At 65.9% G+C, this 20,158-nt stretch carries 16 protein-coding genes and 1 pseudogene; 10 read left to right on the forward strand and 7 right to left on the reverse strand.

Features of this window, described 5'->3' with window-relative positions; genetic code table 11:
* Positions 1–129: 129 nt before the first annotated feature.
* The 6 genes from XnspCFBP7698_RS14420 to XnspCFBP7698_RS14445 are packed head-to-tail and all read left to right on the forward strand — an operon-like array spanning position 130 to position 6,079.
* On the forward strand, positions 130–2,958 hold the full coding sequence (locus XnspCFBP7698_RS14420; RefSeq protein WP_104579306.1) for a monovalent cation/H+ antiporter subunit A: 2,829 nt from the start codon (positions 130–132) through the stop codon (positions 2,956–2,958).
* On the forward strand, positions 2,958–3,332 hold the full coding sequence (locus XnspCFBP7698_RS14425; RefSeq protein WP_039412723.1) for a Na+/H+ antiporter subunit C: 375 nt from the start codon (positions 2,958–2,960) through the stop codon (positions 3,330–3,332). The genes XnspCFBP7698_RS14420 and XnspCFBP7698_RS14425 overlap by 1 nt, the downstream gene beginning before the upstream one ends.
* Positions 3,329–4,873: a monovalent cation/H+ antiporter subunit D gene (locus XnspCFBP7698_RS14430; protein ID WP_104579307.1), complete on the forward strand. Its 1,545-nt coding sequence runs from the start codon at positions 3,329–3,331 to the stop codon at positions 4,871–4,873. The genes XnspCFBP7698_RS14425 and XnspCFBP7698_RS14430 overlap by 4 nt, the downstream gene beginning before the upstream one ends.
* Positions 4,870–5,376 carry a Na+/H+ antiporter subunit E gene (locus XnspCFBP7698_RS14435; RefSeq protein WP_104579308.1) on the forward strand — a complete coding sequence of 169 codons (507 nt, stop codon included), beginning with the start codon at positions 4,870–4,872 and terminating at the stop codon, positions 5,374–5,376. Before XnspCFBP7698_RS14430 ends, XnspCFBP7698_RS14435 begins: the two co-directional genes overlap by 4 nt.
* Positions 5,373–5,657, forward strand: a complete 285-nt coding sequence (locus XnspCFBP7698_RS14440; RefSeq protein ID WP_039412714.1) for a K+/H+ antiporter subunit F — start codon at positions 5,373–5,375, stop codon at positions 5,655–5,657. The genes XnspCFBP7698_RS14435 and XnspCFBP7698_RS14440 overlap by 4 nt, the downstream gene beginning before the upstream one ends.
* Positions 5,654–6,079 (forward strand): Na+/H+ antiporter subunit G, encoded by a 426-nt coding sequence (locus XnspCFBP7698_RS14445; protein ID WP_104579309.1) that lies wholly within the window; start codon positions 5,654–5,656, stop codon positions 6,077–6,079. Before XnspCFBP7698_RS14440 ends, XnspCFBP7698_RS14445 begins: the two co-directional genes overlap by 4 nt.
* A gap of 244 nt (positions 6,080–6,323) precedes the next feature.
* Here XnspCFBP7698_RS14445 and XnspCFBP7698_RS14450 read toward each other — a convergent pair whose 3' ends face one another.
* A complete protein-coding gene (locus XnspCFBP7698_RS14450) occupies positions 6,324–6,947 on the reverse strand; it encodes a lectin (RefSeq protein ID WP_104579430.1) in 624 nt (207 codons plus the stop codon).
* A gap of 195 nt (positions 6,948–7,142) precedes the next feature.
* Between XnspCFBP7698_RS14450 and XnspCFBP7698_RS14455 the strand changes: the two genes are divergently transcribed.
* Positions 7,143–7,697, forward strand: coding sequence for a hypothetical protein (locus XnspCFBP7698_RS14455; protein ID WP_104579310.1), 555 nt, complete (start codon positions 7,143–7,145; stop codon positions 7,695–7,697).
* Positions 7,698–7,818: 121 nt separating this feature from the next.
* Here XnspCFBP7698_RS14455 and hmgA read toward each other — a convergent pair whose 3' ends face one another.
* The 3 genes from hmgA to hppD form a co-directional block, all read right to left on the reverse strand.
* Entirely contained in the window at positions 7,819–9,123 is a 1,305-nt protein-coding gene (gene hmgA / locus XnspCFBP7698_RS14460) for a homogentisate 1,2-dioxygenase (RefSeq protein WP_104579311.1), read from the reverse strand.
* A gap of 140 nt (positions 9,124–9,263) precedes the next feature.
* A complete protein-coding gene (locus XnspCFBP7698_RS14470; protein ID WP_081422355.1) occupies positions 9,264–9,656 on the reverse strand; it encodes an endonuclease domain-containing protein in 393 nt (130 codons plus the stop codon).
* 173 nt (positions 9,657–9,829) lie between these two features.
* Positions 9,830–10,945 (reverse strand): 4-hydroxyphenylpyruvate dioxygenase, encoded by a 1,116-nt coding sequence (hppD, locus tag XnspCFBP7698_RS14475; protein ID WP_047693950.1) that lies wholly within the window; start codon positions 10,943–10,945, stop codon positions 9,830–9,832.
* A gap of 121 nt (positions 10,946–11,066) precedes the next feature.
* Here hppD and XnspCFBP7698_RS14480 point away from each other — a divergent pair, with 121 nt between their 5' ends.
* Positions 11,067–11,555, forward strand: coding sequence for a MarR family winged helix-turn-helix transcriptional regulator (locus tag XnspCFBP7698_RS14480; protein WP_039412698.1), 489 nt, complete (start codon positions 11,067–11,069; stop codon positions 11,553–11,555).
* Positions 11,556–11,855: 300 nt separating this feature from the next.
* Positions 11,856–12,007 (forward strand): annotated as a pseudogene (locus tag XnspCFBP7698_RS21785) (MarR family transcriptional regulator); the annotation flags it as partial.
* 337 nt (positions 12,008–12,344) lie between these two features.
* On the opposite strand, the gene XnspCFBP7698_RS14490 reads toward XnspCFBP7698_RS21785, so the two are convergent.
* From XnspCFBP7698_RS14490 to XnspCFBP7698_RS14500, 3 genes are all read right to left on the reverse strand, one after another.
* Positions 12,345–12,935 (reverse strand): thioredoxin family protein, encoded by a 591-nt coding sequence (locus tag XnspCFBP7698_RS14490; protein WP_039412695.1) that lies wholly within the window; start codon positions 12,933–12,935, stop codon positions 12,345–12,347.
* Positions 12,936–12,946: 11 nt separating this feature from the next.
* A complete protein-coding gene (locus XnspCFBP7698_RS14495; RefSeq protein ID WP_039412692.1) occupies positions 12,947–14,467 on the reverse strand; it encodes an oligopeptide:H+ symporter in 1,521 nt (506 codons plus the stop codon).
* A 676-nt stretch (positions 14,468–15,143) separates the two neighbouring features.
* The gene (locus XnspCFBP7698_RS14500) at positions 15,144–16,031 is read right to left on the reverse strand and encodes a tryptophan 2,3-dioxygenase family protein (protein ID WP_104579313.1); all 888 of its coding nucleotides are present in this window, start codon (positions 16,029–16,031) and stop codon (positions 15,144–15,146) included.
* A 412-nt stretch (positions 16,032–16,443) separates the two neighbouring features.
* Between XnspCFBP7698_RS14500 and XnspCFBP7698_RS14505 the strand changes: the two genes are divergently transcribed.
* Positions 16,444–20,031: a lamin tail domain-containing protein gene (locus XnspCFBP7698_RS14505; RefSeq protein ID WP_104579314.1), complete on the forward strand. Its 3,588-nt coding sequence runs from the start codon at positions 16,444–16,446 to the stop codon at positions 20,029–20,031.
* Positions 20,032–20,158: the final 127 nt, after the last annotated feature.

A 20,158-nucleotide genomic window follows, 5' to 3' on the forward strand; every position in this document is an offset into this window, starting at 1 on the left:
CAGTACACCGCGCAGTTGCGTAGCCATTTGGCGGCCCATCCGCGCGTGATGCAGCACCGGCGTTGACACGGACGTCAGTCAACGGTTTGTTAAGCTCTCTGGCCTGCTCGCGAATCTTGTGTTCCCTGCATGCCTTTTTCGTTGGAAATTCTGCTTGCGCTGCCATTCCTGATGGCGGCCGCCGCTGCGCTGTTCCGGCGCGCGCCCCGTTCGATCACCGCGTGGTTGGCTGCGGCCGCGCCGTTGGCGGGGTTGCTGGTGCTTGCCACACTCACGCCGGCAGTGCTGCGCGGTGAGGTGATTGCCAGCGAGCATGCATGGTTGCCGCAGATCGGCTTGCTGTTTTCGCTGCGGCTGGATGGCCTGGCCTGGATGTTTGCGTTGCTGGTGCTCGGCATCGGCGCCCTGGTGGTGCTGTATGCGCATTACTACCTGAGTGCACGCGACAGCGCATCGCGCTTTTTTGCGTATCTGCTGCTGTTCATGGGCGCGATGCTCGGCATGGTGCTGTCGGGCAATCTGCTGCTGTTGATGGTGTTCTGGGAACTCACCAGCATCAGCTCCTTCCTGCTGATCGGGTTCTGGTCGCATCGCAAGGATGCGCGCGAAGGCGCACGCATGGCGTTCGTGTTGACCGCCGGTGGCGGGCTTGCCCTGCTGGGCGGGGTCTTGATGATCGGCCGTATCGTCGGCAGTTTTCAGCTGGACGCGGTGCTGGCCGCCGGCGATGTGATCCGCGCCAGCCCGCTGTATCCATACGCGTTGGGCTTGGTGCTGCTGGGCATTTTTACCAAGAGCGCGCAGTTTCCGTTCCATTTCTGGTTACCGCATGCGATGGCCGCGCCCACGCCGGTGTCGGCGTATCTGCACTCGGCCACGATGGTCAAGGCCGGTGTGTTTTTGCTGGCGCGGCTGCACCCTGCGCTGGCCGGTAGCGACCTGTTTTTCTATACGGTCACCAGCATCGGAGCGATCACGTTGTTGCTGGGAGCGTGGTACGCGATCTTCCAGCACGATCTCAAGGGCGTGCTGGCGTACTCGACCATTTCACACCTTGGCCTGATCACGATGTTGTTCGGCCTGTCCACGCCGATGGCGGTGGTGGCTGGCGTGTTCCACATCCTCAACCACGCGGTGTTCAAGGCCTCGTTGTTCATGGCTGCGGGCATCATCGACCACGAAACCGGCACGCGCGACATGCGCAAGCTGGGCAATCTGCGCCGATTGATGCCCGTTACCAGTGCGCTGGCGATCATCGCATCGCTGGCCATGGCCGGCATTCCCTTGCTCAACGGATTCTTGTCGAAGGAAATGTTCTTCGCGGTGGCGCTGGAAACCGAAGCGCCGCAGCTGATGCGCATCCTGGCAAGCATCGCCGCCTTGCTGGCCGGCGTGCTTGGCGTGGCCTACAGCCTGCGCTTCGTGCACGACACGTTCTTTGGCGATGGCCCGCTCGATCTGGACACCACGCCGCACGAGCCGCCGCGCTGGATGCGCATCCCGGTGGATGTGCTGGTGCTGATCTGCCTGGCGGTAGGCATCGTGCCGGCCTGGACCGTGGCGCCGGTGCTGCGCGCCGGTGCCAGTGCCATTCTCGGCGATGCACTGCCCGAGTACAGCCTGGCGCTGTGGCATGGCGTCAACTGGCCGCTGGCGATGAGCATCGCCGGCATGATCGGCGGGGCGCTGCTGTACGTTGCGATCCGTCGCATGCTGGATCTGTACGCGGTGCAGAACCGCTCGCCCGGCAAGGCCCTGTTCCACTGGAACCTGCGCACCTTGTTCAGCGCCACCGCCCGCATGACCGATGCGGTGACCAACGGCAACCTGCAGCGCATGCTGATGCTGCTGGTACTGAGCGCGGTGGTGGTGGCACTGGTGCCGTTCCTGCAAGGGGGCGCGCTGCCGGAGTGGCCCGCGCCCACGCCCATGCCGCTGCTGGGCTGGACGGTATGGCTGCTGTTGATCGCGTGCGCGTTGGGCAGCCTGTTCCTGTACAAGCAGCGCCTGCTGGCGGTGCTGGTGCTTGGTGGCACCGGCCTGGCAGTCAGTCTGACCTTCGTGTTCCTGTCCGCACCGGATCTTGCATTGACCCAGCTGCTGGTGGAGATGGTCACGCTGGTGCTGATGCTGCTGGCGATGAACTACCTGCCGGAGCGCTCGTTGCCGGAGCGCGCGCGGCTGCGCAAGTGTCGCGATGTCGCCATCGCAATCATTGGCGGCACCGGCCTGGCCGCGCTGGCGTATACCCTGATGACGCAACCCACCCACACCGTGGCCGGCGAGTTGCTGCAACGCGCGTTGCCTGAGGCGTATGGGCGCAACGTGGTCAACGTGATCCTGGTGGATTTCCGCGGCTTCGATACCTTCGGCGAGATCACCGTGTTCGCGATTGCCGGGCTGGTGGTGCATGCGCTGCTGCGACGCTCGCGGATGGCACCGGAGCGCACCATGCCGGGGCCGGCGATACGGCTGCCAGTACCGGCGGATCTGGCGCAGATCATGTTCCCGCTGACGCTCACCGTGTCGCTGTTCCTGTTCTTGCGCGGCCACAACGCGCCTGGCGGTGGCTTCATTGCCGGCCTGGTGCTGGCGGTGCCGTTGTTGATGCAGTACGTGATCCAGGGCACCGCGTCGGTGGAGTCGCGTTTCGGCTTCGACTACATCCGCTTGATCGGTATTGGCCTGTTGTGCGCATTGCTGAGCGGTGCCGGTTCGCTGCTGTTCGGGCTGCCGTTCCTGAGCAGCGGCCATGTCGATCTGCCGCTGCCGCTGCTGGGCGAGCTGGAGCTGGCCAGCGCATTGGGCTTCGACGTGGGGGTGTACCTGGTGGTGTTCGGTGCGGCGATGCTGATGCTGTCGATGATGGGCACGATCAAACCGTCGCGCACGCGTAGTTCGCAACGCGGCGAAATCGATCCCACCCAACGTTCGACACGCACCGCGGAGCAGCATTGATGGAATTGGCATTGGCAAGCGCGATCGGTGTCCTCACCGCCCTGGCGATCTATCTGCTGCTGCGTGCGCGCAGCTTCGATGTGATCCTGGGGATGACCTTCCTGTCGTACGCGACCAACCTGCTGATCTTCGCCGGCGGACGGCTGCGCGCCGGTCAGCCGCCGGTCTTGCGCGATGGCGTGCCGGTGGATCTGGAGCACTACACCGACCCGCTGCCGCAGGCGCTGGTGCTGACCGCGATCGTGATCGCCTTTGCGATGACCGCGGTGAGCCTGGTGCTGGCGATCCGCAGCCGCAGCGACAATGGCAGCGACCACGTGGATGCGCATGAAGATGCCGCCACCGGTGTCGATACGCGGCAGGCGCGGCGATGAACCATCTGCTGATCCTGCCGATCCTGATCCCGATGCTGGGGGCGTCGGCGTCGCTGTTCGTCGAGCACCGCCGCTACGGGCCGCGCGTGCAGCGCAGCGTGGCCTGGGTGAGCATGGCCTTGCTGGCCGCCGCGGTGCTGGCGCTGTTTGCCCGCGCTGCCGAGGGCAACGTGCTGGTGTACCTGCTGGGCGATTGGCCGGCGCGGTTCGGCATCGTGCTGATGGGCGACCGGCTGTCTGCGTGGATGCTGTTGACCACACTGGTCCTGGGCGCGGCCTGCCTGCTGCATGCCTGCGCCGGCTGGGACCGCCGCGCGCCGCATTTCCATGCGCTGTTCCAGTTCCAGCTGATGGGCTTGAACGGTGCGTTCCTGACCGGCGATATCTTCAATCTGTTCGTGTTCTTCGAAGTGATGCTGATCGCCTCCTATGGGCTGTTGCTCAGCGGCGGACGTGGCCTGCAGATGCGTGTGGGCCTGCATTACGTGGTGTTCAATGTGTGCGCCTCGACCTTGTTCCTGATCGGGCTGGGGCTGCTATTCGGCGTGTTCGGCACGCTCAACATGGCCGAGCTGTCGCAGCGCATCGCCGAGCTGCCGGCGCAGGATGTGCCGATGGCCAAAGCCACGCTCGGACTGTTGCTGCTGGTGTTCTGCAGCAAGGCCGCCTTGTTGCCGCTGTACCTGTGGCTGCCGGAGACCTACTCGCGTGCACCGGCGGCGGTGGCGGCGCTGTTTGCGATCATGACCAAGGTAGGCCTGTACGCGGTCTTGCGCGTGTCGAGCCTGTGGTTTGGCGCCGGTGCCGGGGCCTTGCACGGCTTCGGCCGGCACGCGTTGCTGTGGCTGGGCATCGGCACGCTGCTGATGGCCGCATTCGGGGTGATGGCCGCCTCGCGGCTGCGGGTGATGGTGTCGTATCTGGTGGTGTTTTCCGCGGCGACCCTGTTCATCGCCTTCTCGCTCGACGACGCAGGCGCGCTCGGCGCGGGCCTGTATTACCTGCCGCACAGCAGCTTCGTGGCCGCGGCGCTGTTCATGGTCTCGGACCTGATCCGGCGGCGGCGTGGCAGCGCCGGCGACCGCAAGGAAGTGGTGGCACCGCTACCGGGCCGTGCCATTCCGGGCACCATGTTCATGATCGCTGCCGTGGCGGTCGCCGGGCTGCCGCCGTTGTCCGGCTTCCTGGCCAAGGCCGCGCTGCTGCAGCACGTGCCCGCAGGCCTGGTGGCGCCGGTCTGGGGCGCGATCCTTGGCAGCAGCCTGCTGGTGGTGATCGGCCTGACCCGCGCCGGCGTGCGCCTGTTCTGGCGCGTGCCGGCGGCGGTGGAAGACACGCCCGAGCTGCAACCGCAGCGCCGTGGCCGCATGCGCCCGGTGGAAACGGCCGCCACGCTGCTGCTGCTGAGCGGGCTGGTGGCAATGACGGTCTGCGCCGGGCCGCTGATGCGCTACACCGACGATGCCGCAGCACAGCTGCGCGACCCCGGCCGCTATGTGGAACAGGTACGCGCGACCACCCCGCAACGGAGGCAGCCATGAGCGCACGCGTGCCGTGGCGGCGACGGCTTTTTCCATCCGCGCCGTTGAGCGTGATGGTCTTCGTGTTCTGGCTGCTGCTCAGCGACAGCTTCGGCCCGCAGCAGTGGGTGCTGGGCGCGCTGCTAGGCGTGGTGGTACCGATCTTCGCCGCACGGCTGGACCGCGAATTCGCCCGCATCGGCTCGCTGCGCTCGGTGCCGCGCATGCTGCTGGTGGCCGCAGGCGACATCGTGCGCTCCAATATCAAGGTCGCGGTGCAGGTGCTCGGGCCGGAGTCGCGTATCCATCCCGGTTTCATCTGGGTGCCGCTGGATATCGCCAACATCCATGGTATTGCCGCACTGACCAGCATGATCACGCTCACGCCCGGCACGGTGTCGGCTGCGCTGTCGGACGACCGCAAGTACCTGCTGGTGCATGTGCTGCATCTGGACGATCCGGACGCATTGATCGCCGAGATCAAGGCCCGCTACGAAAAGCCCCTGATGGAGATCTTTCCATGACCGGTCACATGTTCATCGAATCGACCATCGTCATCTGCATGCATGCGGTGGGCCTGGCCATCCTCATGGCACTGTGGCGACTGCTGCGCGGGCCGACGGTACCCGACCGCATCCTGGCGCTGGACACACTGTCCATTACCGCCATCGCCGAGTTGATGCTGCTGGGCATGTACCTGGATTCGCCGATCTACTTCGAGGCCGCGCTGGTGATTGCGATGCTGGGCTTCGGCAGCACCGTGGTGTTGAGCAAGTACGTGCTGCGCCGGGACATCGTCGAATGATCGCGCTCACCGAATATCTGCTGAGCGCGCTGCTGCTGGTCGGCACCTTCTTCATCCTGATCGGCGCCTTCGGGTTGGTGAAGCTGTCGGACTTTTTCAAGCGCCTGCATGCGCCGACCAAGGCCAGCACCCTGGGCGTGGGCTGCGTGCTGCTGGGTTCGGTGGGCTATCACCTGTTCCTGGGCGTGGACCCGCAGCCGCGCGAGTTGCTGATCACCGTCTTCCTGTTCATCACCGCACCGATCAGCGCCCACATGATGGCCAAGGCCGCGCTGTCGCTGATGATGGAAGATCGCCCGGAAGTGCCCAATCACGGCGAAATGGAAAACGAAGGCCTGCCCACGCCGGCCAGCGACGGCGATATCGGCGAGAACGAAGAAACCGCCAGGCAGCACGAGCGGCCGTCGTCCGAGCCGCGCTAAGCGTGCGGCTGCAGCTGCAGCTGCGGCAGCGCTGGCTAGGGCTAGGGCGCAGTGTTCTTGCTGCGCGTGGCATGCCGGAGCGCGCACTGCGACTGAGTCGGATCGCACCCGCACCCGCATCGTTGGAGGCCCGTCGCCGCCACGTTGCGTGTCTGGCACGCGTTGTTGTGATCGAGGCAACGCCCGGCAGGTCGCGTGCCACGCGTCTGACCGATGGCGTCGCACCCTGCTTGCACGCAGGCGGCTAACCACAGCCCTCGACGTAGTCCACCTGGGGCGGCTGCCCGACTCGCCAGCTGCTCACCCTGCCCTCGGCATCGGTCTCGAATACCAGCGCCGACGAGGTGGCGGCATCGGCATGCCGCAGCGTCTGCGCGCCCGGCAGGTATTTGTGCGGCTGCGCGTCAAGCCCCTGCGGATACAACGCGCGCAGCTGCGCCAGCGTCATGCCGACCTTGCCGCCCCCTGGCGCAACTTCCTTGGGCTCAGTGGTCTGGTAACGGACCAGGTGATCGCCTTCGAACATGAAACCGAATTCCCGCGCATCCTGGGCCCATTGCGGACGCAGCAGGTAGCAGCCGCCATCGCTGGCTGCGCTGCCGCGCAGCTCGCCACCCCACGCCGTACGCGCCTGCGTGGCATCCATGCCCAGGCGCAGGTCGCCGTAGCCATCCATCCGCGCAAGCGTGGTGGGCTGCGGCCGCACCTGCGGTGGAAACGTGCCTACCGGCGCCGTGGCCGGCGGTACCGCGTCCGCAGGCTGGTCGTTGGCGGACGCCACCGGCGTGTGGGCCGTCTCGGCCGGCGCTGCTGCAGCCGGCGTGTCGTCCGCGCGATGACAGCCGGCAACGACCAGCACCATTCCCAGCAAGCCAGACAATCTGGATGTCATCGATATGCTCCTGTGCGTTGGCCAAGCGTACACAGCGCGCAGGGTGGCGGTGTGGAGGTGAGGTCATTGCCACCGATGCTGGCACTGGCACGTACGGTGCAAGGTGTCGCGCCAATGTCATCGGCGTTTCATTGGCAACGCTCACCCTGCCGGCTTCGCAGGACCGCCGCCATGACCCCACGCAAGACCGCACTCGCCCTGACTGCGCTGCAGTCGCATCGCAGCCCGCTGACCCTGCTGCAGCGCCGTGCGTTGATCCTGGCCGATGGCCAACGTGACTTGACCGCACTTGCGAAGTTGCTCGGCGACAACGGCACCGCGCTGGTGCAGACGCTGTGTGCAATGGGCTATCTGACGCCTGCCGACGGCAGCGCGGAGGCCGCCGTGCCCGAGACCGCTGCACGTACCGCAGGCTCCACGATTGCAACGGCGCCCACGGTGGCCCAGACCCTGCAAGCGCTGCCCACCGCCGACGACCTGCACCGCCAGCGCCGGCGCGCGGCCACCAACGCCCGGCTGTATCTGCTGGACATCCTGCAATTGCAACGCAACCCGGCCGCCGCAGTGCTGCATCGCCAGCTGCAGGCGGCGCGTGCGGACGACGCGATCGGCATCGCCATCGGCGTGGCATTGCAGGAGCTGCCGCAGTTCACCTCTGCCTCGTACGCCGAACGCGTGCGGGCGCGTATCGGCGAACTGCTTCCAGAGGCATTGCAGGCCGCCTGATTGCAGCCCGCTTGTCGATGCGTGGCGGTTGACGCAAGGACAGGGTCACAGGCGATCACGTGCTTGATCGCCTGTGACCCTCTGTGCCAGTTGGCGCGACCCGCATTCCCTGCGGCGCTGCTCAGTCCGTGGACGGATTGGTGAATGCAGCACGCAGGCCGGACCAGCACTGCTGATAGTCGCCCTGCCGATGACTGGCCTGCAGCGCCTGTTGAGTTGGGCGCAGCACCGCACGGGTTTCGAACATGAAAGCCATGGTGTCGGCAATGACGTCCGGACGCGTCAGGTCCGCCTGCGAAGCCTTTTCGAACGTGGCCGCATCCGGGCCGTGCCCGCTCATGCAGTTGTGCAGCGATGCACCGCCGGGTGCGAACCCCTCGGCCTTGGCGTCGTAGACGCCCTGCACCAGGCCCATGAATTCGCTGGCCACATTGCGGTGGAACCATGGCGGGCGGAAGGTGTGCTGCGCCACCAGCCAGCGCGGCGGGAAGATCGCAAAGTCCATGTTTGCGGTGCCGTGCGTGTCGCTGGGCGAGGTCAGTACAGTAAAGATGCTGGGATCGGGGTGATCGAAACTGATCGAACCGATGGTGTTGAAGCGGCGCAGGTCGTAGCGATACGGCGCGTAATTGCCGTGCCAGGCAACCACATCCAGCGGCGAGTGGCCAATGGCGGCACGCCACAGATGACCCTGGAATTTGGCGACCAGTTCGAACGCGCCTTCGCGTTGTTCGAAGGCCGCATGCGGGGTTTCGAAATCGCGCGGGTTGGCCAGCCCGTTGGAGCCGATCGGCCCCAGGTCGGGCAAGCGCAGCAGTCCGCCGAAGTTTTCGCACACGTAGCCGCGTGCGGTGCCATCCAGCAATTCAACGCGAAACCGCACGCCGCGTGGAATTACGCCGATCTGCTGCGGCTCCAGTTCGAGCACACCCAGCTCGGTGCACACGCGCAGCCGGCCCAGCTGCGGCACCAGCAACAACTCGCCATCGGCGTTATAGAAGAAGCGCTCGTGCATGGAGGCATTGGCGGCATACAGATGCACGGCCACGCCCGTCATCGCTTCGGGGCCGCCATTGCCTGCCATGGTGTACAGGCCATCGACAAAATCGGTGGGTACGGATGGCAGCGGCAACGGGTTCCAGCGCAGCTGATCCGGCGGCACCGGGCCGCTGCCGAAGGCGTTGTGCACGTGCGACTGCTCGATCAACGAAAAACTGCCATGCACGGCGGCCGGACGAATGCGATACAGCCAGCTGCGCCGGTTCTCGCCGCGCGGCGCGGTGAACGCGGTGCCGGACAACTGCTCGGCATACAGCCCATGCGCCACGCGCTGCGGCGAGTTCTGCCCAACCGGTAGAGCACCGGCAACGGCTTCGGTGGCGAACTCGTTGCCGAAGCCGGTCATGTAGCGCTGTGGGTTGTGCATGGCATGCGTCCGAATGAGCCCCCAAGGAGGCTGGGATTTAAGCCCCTCTCCCACCGGGAGAGGGGTTGGGGTGAGGGTACGGGGTAGCGACTATTATGAAGATCGCCTCAACCACCGCAGAAGGCTGGGCTTGGGGTGGATCAAGCCCCTCTCCCGTCGGGAGAGGGGTGGGGGTGAGGGTACGGTATAGCGACTGTTTTGAAGATCGCTTCAACCACCGCGTCCAGCGAAAGCAGTACATCGTTGTTCCAAAAGCGCAGCACTGTCCAACCCCTCGATTGCAGCCATTGCGTTCTTGCTTGATCACTGACTTCCTGATGTTGCGATCCGTCCAACTCAACAATCAACATTGCGTCGACACAACAGAAATCTGCGATGTACGGCGGAATCGGATGCTGCCGTCGGAACTTGAAGCCTCGGAGCTGATTTGCACGCAGACAGCGCCAGAGCGCGCGTTCTGCGTCGGTCATTGCTGTTCGTAACGCGCGCGCATTGGTGAGTCCAACGGTGGGTAATGGCGGTTTGATTCGCATCGCTCCACCGTACCCTCACCCCAACCCCTCTCCCGTGGGGAGAGGGGCTTTAAGCACGTGCGGTTTCATTGGCCTATGTTGTCAGGCAACCGCGTTACGGAGTGCGGGGGCTCCACTACGTGCCAATGTGCAGCTGACCCGAATCCCGAATCACCACTCCCGAATCCCAGCCCTCAAAGCACCCCACGCTTGATCTGGTCGCGCTCGATGCTTTCGAACAACGCCTGAAAATTGCCTTCGCCGAAGCCTTCATTGCCCTTGCGCTGGATGATCTCGAAGAAGATCGGGCCGATGCAGTTGGTGGTGAAGATCTGCAGCAGCTTGCGCTGCTTGGTATCCGGGTCGGCGTCGATCAGGATCTTGTTGCGGCGCAGGCGTTCGACATCTTCGCCGTGTTCGGGAATGCGCAGGTCCACCACGTCGAAATAGGTGTCCGGCGTATCCAGGAAGCTCACGCCGGCCGCGCGCATCTTCTCCACGCTGGTGTAGATGTCGTCGGTGAAGCAGGCGATGTGCTGGATACCTTCGCCCTGATAGGCGTCCAGATACTCGTTGATCTGGCTCTTGGGGTCGGACGATTCATTGAGCGGGATGCGCACGATGCCGTCCGGGGCGGTCATCGCCTTGGACACCAGGCCGGTCTTGGCGCCCTTGATGTCGAAGTAGCGGATCTCGCGGAAGTTGAACAAGCGCTCGTAGTAATCCGACCAGCGCTGCATGTTGCCGAAATACAGGTTGTGGGTGAGGTGGTCGATGAAGGTCAGCCCGAAGCCAGCCGGGTGCTGGTCGGCGCCTTCGATCGGTTCGAAGTCGGCATCGTAGATGCTGCCCGCATCGCCGTAGCGGTCCACCAGGTACAGCATGCAGTCGCCGATGCCCTTGACCACCGGTGCCGGCACCGCGCGGGTGTCGGGCTTGTTCTGCACCGCTTCGCCGCCGTTGCCCAGCACCGTCTGCAGCACCGTGTCGGCCGGCGTGCGGAAGCGGATGGCAAAGCCGCAGGCGCAGGGGCCGTGCGCGGCGGCGAAATCGGCCGCGAACGAATCGGGGTCTTCGTTGAGCAGGAAGTTGACCCCGCCCTGGCGATAGACGGTAATGGGGCGGCTGCGGTGACGCAGCACGGCGCTGAAGCCCATCGCGCGGAAATAGTCGTGCAGCTGCGCCGCCTGGCCGGCCGGTGCGGCGAACTCGACGAATTCGAACCCGTCGATGCCCATCGGATTGTCGAAAGTGGTGACCTGCATCCCCGGATCCGGGCGGGCTACAGTGGTGTTCGGTTGTGCGCTCATCGTCGTTTCTCCACGCTGGGGCGTCGCAGGGCTATGCGGACTAGCAGAAGACCCGCGAGAATGCGCAGGCCACCCTCCGTTTGTAGTTGCAAATGAAACCAAAATCAAGACACAGTGCAACATGAGCGATCACGACGCCCCCCATCCGCCGCAACACCCCGTGCTGCTCAACCTGGAGCAGTTCCTGCCGTATCGGCTGAGCGTGCTGTCCAACCGCATCAGCAGCAATATCGCCAAGGTATACGGCGATCGTTACGGAATGGCCATTCCGGAGTGGCGGGTGATCACCATCCTGGCGCTGTATCCGGGCTCTTCGGCCAGCGAGGTCTCCGACCGCACGGCGATGGACAAGGTGGCAGTGAGCCGCGCAGTGGCCCGGCTGCTGGAGCGCGGCTTCATCCGCCGCGAAACCCATGGCGACGACCGCCGCCGTTCGATGCTGGCACTGTCGCCGGCCGGGCGCCAGGTCTATGAGACCGTCGCGCCACTGGTCAACGAGATGGAACAACGGCTGATGTCGGTGTTCAGCGACGAGGAACAGCAGCTGCTGGAACGGCTGATCGACCGGCTGGCCAAGGACGGGCTGCCACGCATGGCCGGCAAGGACTGACGGCAGGCTTCGCTCGCCCCATCCGCCCTGCGGGCACCTTCCCCCGCAAGCGGGAGAAGGAAGCGCTCCTGATTGTTCGGCTGACCAGGGACCGGCTGCCACGCATGGCCGGCAAGACTGACGGCACGCGCTTCGCTCGCCCCCCATCCGCCCTGCGGGCACCTTCCCCCGCAAGCGGGAGAAGGAAGCGCTCCGACCAATGCGCATCCAGCCACGCTCCTTTTTCCCGCTTGCGGGAGAAGGTGCGCTCCGGCCAACGCGCAACCAACCACACTCCCTTTTCCCGCGCGCGGGAGACGGCGCCAGGTTTACGAGACCGTCGCTGCGTTGGTCAGCGAGATGGACCAGTGGCTGATGTCGATCTTCAGCACCGACGGGGGCAGCCGTTGCTGAAGCACCTGATTGTTCGGCTGACCAGGGACCGGCTGCCACCCATGGCAGGCAAGGACTGACGGCACGCGCTTCGCTCGCCCCCCATCCGCCCTGCGGGCACCTTCCCCCGCAAGCGGGAGAAGGAAGCGCTCCGGCCAATGCGCGTCCAACGACACTCTCTTCCCCAGCTCGCGGGAGACGGTGGCGCTCCGGCCAACGCACAACTGACCAAACTTCCTTCTCCCGCTCGCAGGAGAAGGTGGCGCTCCGGCCACCGCGTAACCAACCGCACTCCCTTCTCCCGCTTGCGGGAGAAGGTGGCGCAACGCGCCGGATGAGGGCCGCTCCTCGGCGAATCCTCGCAGACACTGGCCGGCTGCACACTTACACGCACGCAGGCCGCACCGTGAAGCGCGCTCAGGCTTCCGGCGGTGCCCACTGCTTGAGGAAATCGAACAACTTCTTGCGATCGAAACCCTCGCCCTTGCGCAGCTCCGGGCCGGCCTGGGTGGTCAGCAGCTTGCCGTCGTTGTCCAGCACCAGCAGCGACGGGTAGTCGTTGAGCTGGGCGAACTGCGACAGGAACGCGGCGTTTTCATTGGCCGCATCGCGATTGACCTTGACCACCACGAAGTGCGCATCGCGGAAGCTGCGCAGCTCGGCGTCGCCGCCCATCAGCTCGTCCAATGCCTTGCACGGCTCGCAGGCGGCGTTGCCGACATTGAGCACGATGCGCTTGCCGCCGCGCTTGGCCTCGACCTTGGCGGTTTCCAGATCCGCCGCCGGATCGCGCGAGGGGTCGTACTGCGCGTTGAGTGCGGCCGCCGCGGCGATATCGGCCGCGGTCGGCGTGTTGCCCGAGGACACCGGCTGGCTGGGGTCGGCGCTGGGGGGTTTCTGCATCGACGTATCCAGCGGCCGTGGCGCCTCCTGTTGCTCGGTGGGCTGCCCGCAGGCGCTCAACAGGCCCGTCAGCAGCAGGCCACAGACCAGGGGTTTGATCGGCATCGCTTTTCTCCTCACTTCACACCATGCATCAGTTTGTTGATCAGCGGCGCGATCAGGAACAGCAGCGCGCCGGCGCCCACCAGCGCCCAGAACCCGAAGGTATATCCGCCCAGCGCCGACGCCACGCTCATGCCTTCGCTTCCACTGACATGCCCGGCAAAGATACCCGACAGGTTGTTGCCGATGCCGGTGGACAAAAACCAGCCACCCATGCCGAAACCGACCAGCCGCACCGGCGCCAGCTTGGTCACCATCGACAGGCCGATCGGCGACAGGCACAGCTCGCCCACCGACTGGATGACGTACACCATGAACAAGGTCCAGAACGGGATCTTGCCGGCATCGCTCACCAGGCTGGACAGCGCGAACATCAGCAGCAGGAAGGCCAGGCCGTTGAAGATCAGACCCAGGCCGAACTTGCGCGGAATCGACGGATTGAAGCGGCCGGACTTGACCCAGATCCAGGCAATGACTGGTGCCAGCGCGATGATGGCGATGGAGTTGACCGACTGGAACCACGCGGTCGGGAAGGTCCAGCTGCCGAAGTTGCGGTTGACGATGTTGTCTGCCAGGAAGGTGAACGAGCTGCCGGCCTGCTCGAAGAACATCCAGAACAGCACGTTGAAGGCGAAGATGATCAGCATCGCGATCACCTTGTCGCGCTGCACCTTGCCCTCGCGAATGCCTTCCACCAGCAGCATCACCGACAGCCCGATGAACAGCGCCGTCAGCACGATCTGCAATACGTCCGCACCCACGGCGAGCAGGAAGTACACACCCGGGATTGCCAGCAGGCAGCCCACCAGCACCATCAGCACGCGGCCGAGGCCCTGCGCGTGCGGTGCCGGCGCGCCGATGCCCTTGAGCTGGGCGCGGCCGATCCAGAACCACACCAGGCTCACCAGCATGCCCACGCCGGAGGCCATGAACACCATCTTGTACGCCGGCATCGCCTCGGTGCCGAAGACCTTTTCGGCCAGCAGCTGGGTCAGCACCGGCGAGATCATCGCGCCCAGGTTGATCCCCATGTAGAAGATGGTGAAGCCGCTGTCGCGGCGCGGATCGGCCACCGAATACAGCTTGCCGACCATGGTGGAGATGTTCGGCTTGAACAGGCCGTTGCCCACCACCACGGTGGCCAGGCCGATCTCGAACATGGTGTGGTCGGGAATGGCGATCAGGAACAGGCCGGTGGCCATCACCGCCGCGCCCACCAGGATCGAGCGTTGGTAGCCGAGCACGCGGTCGGCCACGTAGCCGCCGAAGATCGCCGCCGCATACACCAGCGCCAGATACGCGCCGTAGGTGCGCCCTGCGGGCGCCTGGCCGGTGGCATCGCCGCCGAAGAACTGCGCCACGATGTACAGCACCAGCGCCCAGCGAATGCCGTAGAACGCAAAGCGTTCCCAGAATTCGGTCATGAACAGCATCCACAGCGGCCGGGGGTGGCCGAGCAACGTGGGGAACTCGGGAGGCGCCGGCGGCTGCGGCGGAGTGGAAGCGGATGTCGGCGCAGTTGCGTCAACGCTCATGTGGAGTCCCTTGCGTATTCAGTAATGGCTGGGTGCACCAGGGCCGAACCCTGGGCGACGCGCGAGGATCACTTAGACGTCATGTACGCGTCAAATTCGCCGGAGTCGGCGGCTTGATGACAGTGGTTGGATTGGGTGCGATTTGGCAGGTGTGATGGGTATCCCACCTGCGTGTGCGAGACCATGCCTGGGCCCGGGCAGGTGCCGAGGCGTCTGCGTCGGCAGTACCCCCCTTATCCCCTACCGTCGCCACGCCGTCCCTTCACCCATTGGGAGAAGGTGCCCGTAGGGCGGATGAGGGTGCGGCGCCGCTGGATGCTGCCGGTCGCGGGCCTCGCCTCGGCTCTGGCTGATCCATAGGGATGAAGCCCGTACCCTCACCCCAACCCCCGCTCCGCGCCCCGGCCCGCGCTCGCGGCGCGGGCGCTCCAAGGCAAGCGCGCCCGTGCGCGCAAGCAATGCCTTATCGCCTGCCGGGAGAGGGGCTTCAAACATGGCGGCCATGCCCGCATTCCCTTCTCCCGCCGGGAGAAGGTGCCCGTAGGGCGGATGAGGGTGCGGTGCCGCTGGATGGTGCCGATTGCGGGACTCGCCTTGGCTCTGGCTGATCCATAGGGGTGAAGCCCGTACCCTCACCCCAACCCTTCTCCCGCCGGGAGAGGGGCTTCCGCGCGCTCTAACGTACCGCACTGCCCTGCGGTGGGCGGCTGTCCACGCCCACCGACGTGCGCACGTCGAACAGTTCCGGGAAAAATGTCAGTGCCAGCGCCTGCTGCAAAAATCCCACGCCGCTGGAACCGCCGGTGCCGCGCTTGAAGCCGATCACCCGCATCACCGTGCGCATGTGGCGGAAGCGCCATAGCTGGAATTGCGTCTCCACATCCACCAGGTCTTCGCACAGCGAATACTCGCGCCAGTAGCGGTCGGTGTTTTCGTAGATGCGCTCGAACACCGGGCGCAGGCTGTCGTCGGCCACGTGCGCGGCGGTCCAGTCGCGCGCTTGATACTGCGGCGGAATCGCATGCCCGAAGCGCGCCAGATAGCGCAGGAATTCCTCGTACAGACTCGGCGCTTCCAGCACTTCGCGCAGCCGCGTCTGGCCCTGCGGGTCGTAGGCGAACACCTGCAGCATCTGCGGGTTCTTGTTGCCGAGCAGGAACTCGATGTAGCGGTATTGCAGCGATTGGAAGCCAGATGAGGGGCCGAGCACATCGCGAAAGCCCATGTACTCGCTGGGCGTAAGCGTCTCCAGCACCGACCACTGTTCGGTGAGCTGGCGCAGCACCTGCTTGCTGCGCGCCAGCACCTTGCGGCATTGCCAGACCTCATCGCGCTGCAAGTGCACGATGGCCGCGCGCAGTTCGTGCGCCAGCAGCTTCAGCCACAGCTCGGAGGTCTGGTGCTGGATGATGAACAGCATTTCGTCGTGATGCGCCGGCTCGGACAGCGGCTGCTGCGCGGACAACAGCTGGTCCAGCCGCAGATAGCCGCCATAGGTCAGCCGCCCCTCCAGATCGGTGTGGATGCCGGGTTCCAGGTCACGCAGGTTCTTGTCGACGGGCATGGCGCAGCGCTGAAGATCGGGCCACGCAGGGTAGCGCAGCAGCGGCGGGGAATCGGGAATCGGGAATCGGGAATGGCGGATGGCGAGAAGTATTCGGCCACGGCCATGCCGGCCTTGGCTGGCTGCTTGCAGCCCCGGCGGGATTCCCCGAGGGAGTCGGGGCCAGCGCAGGTTCCTCGCAGAAAGCCCATACGCACGATTCGTACGCCCAGGCCCTCAGCGTCGAGCCCGCTTCTTTCACCTCTGAACCACTCAGCACGGGTCCGGCGCAGTCGCAGCCACTGCGCCGCTGTCACCCTATCGTCAACCTAGGTCTGCAAATTCATGCAGAATCGAACGGCGCTGCCGGCCAGGGACGTGGCCGGACCAGGGGAGCGTTTCACGTCTCAAGGATCCAGGGGACTCTCATCTCATGCCAGTGTTGCAGTGTCGTGCAGCCTTACTTTTGTGTGGGCTGGCGCTAGCCGGCCATGCCAATGCCCAGGTCGTCATCAGCCAGGTTTACGGCGGTGGCGGCAATAGCGGCGCCACCCTCCGCAGCGATTTCATCGAGCTGCACAACATCGGCAGCAGCACGGTCAGCCTGGACGGCTGGTCGGTGCAGTACGCCTCGGCCGCCGGCAGCAGCTGGCAGGTCACCCCGTTGGCAGGCAGCGTGCCGGCCGGCGGCTATTACCTGGTCAAGCAGGCCGATGGCAGCGGCGGCAGCGTGGCGCTGCCCACGCCCGATGCCACCGGCACGCTGGCCATGAGCGGCACCGCCGGCAAGGTGGCGCTGAGCAATGCGACGGCGGCGCTGAGCGGCACCTGCCCCACCGGTTACGCCGATCTGGTCGGCTACGGCAGCAATGCCAGCTGCGCCGAAGGCAACGCACCCACGGCAGCGCCCAGCAATACGCTGGCGGTGCTGCGCGGCAATGAAGGCTGCACCGACACCGACAACAACGCAGCCGATTTCGCCACCGGCGCGCCGGCACCGCGCAATAGCGCCAGCGGTGCGCGCCTGTGCAGCGGCGGCGGCCAGCCGATCGCCACGCTGGCCGATGTCAGCCAGGCCGAGGGCAATACCGGCACCCGCAGCGTCGTGTTCACGCTGAGCCTGAGCCAGCCAGCCGGCGCGGGCGGGGTGAGCTTCACCGCTGCCACCGTCGATGGCACCGCCACCGCCGGCAGCGATTACGTCGCCCTGCCCGCCACTGCCCTGCGCATCGCCGCTGGCGAACGCACTGCCAGCATTGCGGTGGACGTGGTAGGCGACACCATCGCCGAGCCTGATGAAAGCTTCCGCCTGCAGATCAGCGGGGTTACCGGCGCGCTGCCGGCCACGCTCAGTGCCACCGGCACCATCCTCAACGACGACTTCAGCCTGCTGCCGATCCACGCCATCCAGGGCAAGGGCGCCCGCTCGCCGCTGGACGGCCAGGTCGTCGCCACCTCGGGCATCGTCACCGCACGCCGCAGCGCCGGGTTCTTCCTGCAGGCGCCGGATACCGAAGCCGATGGCGACCCGGCCACCTCCGAAGGCGTGTACGTCTACACCGGCAGCGCACCGCCGGAAGCGGCCGCCATCGGCAACCGCGTGCGCGTGCAGGGCACGGTGATCGAATACGTGCCCACCGCCGACCCCACCCAGCCACCGCTGACCGAAATCGGCGGCAGCGTCACCGTGCTGGCCGATTCCACCGGCAACCCGTTGCCGTCGCCGATAATCCTGCGCCCCGACTTCCCCAACCCCAACGGCGCCTATGACCAGCTCGAAGCGCTGGAAGGCATGCGCGTGGCCGCCGCCAGCCTCACCGTCAATGCGCCCACCGGCGGCAGCGTCAACGAGACCAATGCCACGGCCACCAGCAATGGCGTGTTCCATGCGGTGGTCACCGGCGTGCCGCGCGCCTTCCGCGAGCCGGGCGTGCAGTTGCCCGACCCGCTGCCGGCCGGTTCGCCAGCCGGGGTGCCGCGCTGGAATACCAATCCGGAAGTGATCGCGGTCGGAAGTGCCGGCGTGGGTGGCGAGCGGCTGGATCTGGCCTCCGGCTGCATGGTGTTCAATGTGGTCGGCCCGCTGGATTACAGCTTCCGCCGCTACACGCTATACCCGGAACGTACCCCGCAGGTGGTCTGCAACGATGCGGATAAACCGCGTCCGGCACCGCTGCCGCAGGCCGACGATGTGGCCGTGGCGACCTACAACATGGAACGCTTCTTCGACGACCAGAACGACCCGGCGATCGGCGAACCGGTACTCACGCCGGTCGCGTTCCAGGCCCGCCTCAACAAGGCCTCGCTGGCGATCCGCCGTTATCTGCATCTGCCCGATATCCTGGGCACGGTAGAGGTGGAAAGCCTGAGCGTATTGCAGGCGTTGGCGGCGCGCATCAATGCCGACGCAGTGGCCGGCGGGCAGTCCAATCCGCAATACGTGGCCTACCTGCAGGAAGGTAACGACGTCGGCGGCATCGACGTCGGCTTCCTGGTCAAGACCGCCTGGGTCGCCGGCGGCGTGCCGCGGGTGGAAGTGCTCTCCATCGCGCAGGAAGGCAAGACCGCCACCTGGACCGAACCGGCCGGCGGCGTGAGCCTGCTCAACGACCGCCCGCCGCTGGTGCTCAGCGCCAACGTGCATCAGGCCGATGGCCGCACGCTGCCGCTGACCGCCATCGTGGTGCATCAGCGCTCGCTCAACGGCGCCGACACCGACGACGCGGCCGGCACCCGCATCCGCGCCAAACGCCAGGCCCAGGCCGAGTATCTGGCGCGCCTGCTGCAGACGCGTCAGCAACTGAACCCTGACGAGAAAGTGCTGGTGATGGGCGACTTCAACGCCTTCGAATTCAACGACGGCTATGTGGATGCGATGGGCACGGTCACCGGTAAACCGGCGCCGGATGCGCAGACGGTGGTGGGCGGCGATGGCGCCGATCTGGTCAACCCGGATTACACCGACCTGACCTGGTTCAACACGCCCGACCAGAGCTACTCGTACGCCTTCGACGGCAACGTGCAGTCGCTGGATCACATCCTGGCCAACGACGCACTGATGCGCACGCCGCAGATCGCCTCGCTCTCGGTCGGCCACGCCCGCATCAATGCCGACTTCCCCGGCACTGCGCGCAACGATGCCAATACGCCAACGCGCCTGTCCGATCACGATCCCACCGTGGTGCTGTTGCGGATGACCAAGCAGGTCAATGCGGACCTGGGCGTGGCAGTCACGGCCGCACGTGCGCAGGTCACCGAAGGCGAGCGCATCGACTACACGGTAGATGTGGAAAACCGTGGGCCGGATCGGGCACCGTTCACAGCACTGGCGCTGGTGTTCGACCTGCCGGTGCGGGCACGTATCACGGCTCCGACGGGTTGGATCTGCCAGAACCAGACCAATGCCACGCAGACCACGTTCACCTGCAATCTGCCCGCGTTGAACCCCGGCGCCATGCAGAGCTTTGCGGTGCAACTCGATACTGGCTCGGAACTGGCAGGCCGCACCGTGATGCTGGCCGGGTCGGTCGCCTCGCAGTCTCCCGACCCGCAGCCGGACAACAACACCGACACCGCGACGGTCTCGGTGCAGGCACGGCCGCAACCCCGCAGCGACCTGGCAGTGCGTTTCGACGGCCCCACCAGTCTGCCGACCACCGCCTTCAATGCCAGCTACCGCGTGCTGTTGAGCAACATCGGCGCCGCACCGGCGCAACGCCCCAGCCTGGTGATCGAAGGCAACACGGTGTCGGCGTTGTCGCAGCTGCTGCCGCCGCAGGGCTGGCGCTGCGACAAGCAGGTGCAATCGCTGCGCAGCGCCCGCTTCGTCTGCAGCACTGCGGCGGTGGTATTGCCCGGCGCGCAGGCCGCCTTCCAGCTGACCGTGGCAACCAAGCCACTCCCGGCCGAAGGCGCGGTGCGGGTGCAGGCCACGGCCAGCTCCAGCTCGCCCGATGCCAATCCGGCCGACAACACGGCGCTGATCGTCACCCCGATCGGCGGGGGCAACAGCCGCCGCTGATCGCACTGCAACACGTCGCAGTGCGTTACTGCGACAAAGGGCGCGGCCTGGTCCGCGCCCTTTTTTTTGTGCATCCCAGCATCATTGTGTGCTGCGGTGCAGGACAGCGTTTTGCTCCGCCGTCCTT

Origin of the sequence: Xanthomonas sp. CFBP 7698 (assembly GCF_003600855.1) — a bacterium.
Classification (GTDB): Bacteria; Pseudomonadota; Gammaproteobacteria; order Xanthomonadales; family Xanthomonadaceae; genus Xanthomonas; species Xanthomonas cannabis.

Bases quoted from the DNA above. Each gene is read 5' to 3' on its own strand.
- XnspCFBP7698_RS14425 (WP_039412723.1), top strand. From the start codon at position 2,958: ATGGAATTGGCATTGGCAAGCGCGATCGGTGTCCTCACCGCCCTGGCG.
- XnspCFBP7698_RS14490 (WP_039412695.1), bottom strand. From the start codon at position 12,935: ATGCCGATCAAACCCCTGGTCTGTGGCCTGCTGCTGACGGGCCTGTTG.
- XnspCFBP7698_RS14480 (WP_039412698.1), top strand. From the start codon at position 11,067: ATGAGCGATCACGACGCCCCCCATCCGCCGCAACACCCCGTGCTGCTC.
- XnspCFBP7698_RS14430 (WP_104579307.1), top strand. From the start codon at position 3,329: ATGAACCATCTGCTGATCCTGCCGATCCTGATCCCGATGCTGGGGGCG.
- XnspCFBP7698_RS14505 (WP_104579314.1), top strand. From the start codon at position 16,444: ATGCCAGTGTTGCAGTGTCGTGCAGCCTTACTTTTGTGTGGGCTGGCG.
- XnspCFBP7698_RS14420 (WP_104579306.1), top strand. From the start codon at position 130: ATGCCTTTTTCGTTGGAAATTCTGCTTGCGCTGCCATTCCTGATGGCG.
- XnspCFBP7698_RS14435 (WP_104579308.1), top strand. From the start codon at position 4,870: ATGAGCGCACGCGTGCCGTGGCGGCGACGGCTTTTTCCATCCGCGCCG.
- hppD (WP_047693950.1), bottom strand. From the start codon at position 10,945: ATGAGCGCACAACCGAACACCACTGTAGCCCGCCCGGATCCGGGGATG.
- XnspCFBP7698_RS14500 (WP_104579313.1), bottom strand. From the start codon at position 16,031: ATGCCCGTCGACAAGAACCTGCGTGACCTGGAACCCGGCATCCACACC.
- XnspCFBP7698_RS14445 (WP_104579309.1), top strand. From the start codon at position 5,654: ATGATCGCGCTCACCGAATATCTGCTGAGCGCGCTGCTGCTGGTCGGC.
- XnspCFBP7698_RS14470 (WP_081422355.1), bottom strand. From the start codon at position 9,656: ATGCGAATCAAACCGCCATTACCCACCGTTGGACTCACCAATGCGCGC.
- hmgA (WP_104579311.1), bottom strand. From the start codon at position 9,123: ATGCACAACCCACAGCGCTACATGACCGGCTTCGGCAACGAGTTCGCC.
- XnspCFBP7698_RS14455 (WP_104579310.1), top strand. From the start codon at position 7,143: ATGACCCCACGCAAGACCGCACTCGCCCTGACTGCGCTGCAGTCGCAT.
- XnspCFBP7698_RS14440 (WP_039412714.1), top strand. From the start codon at position 5,373: ATGACCGGTCACATGTTCATCGAATCGACCATCGTCATCTGCATGCAT.
- XnspCFBP7698_RS14495 (WP_039412692.1), bottom strand. From the start codon at position 14,467: ATGAGCGTTGACGCAACTGCGCCGACATCCGCTTCCACTCCGCCGCAG.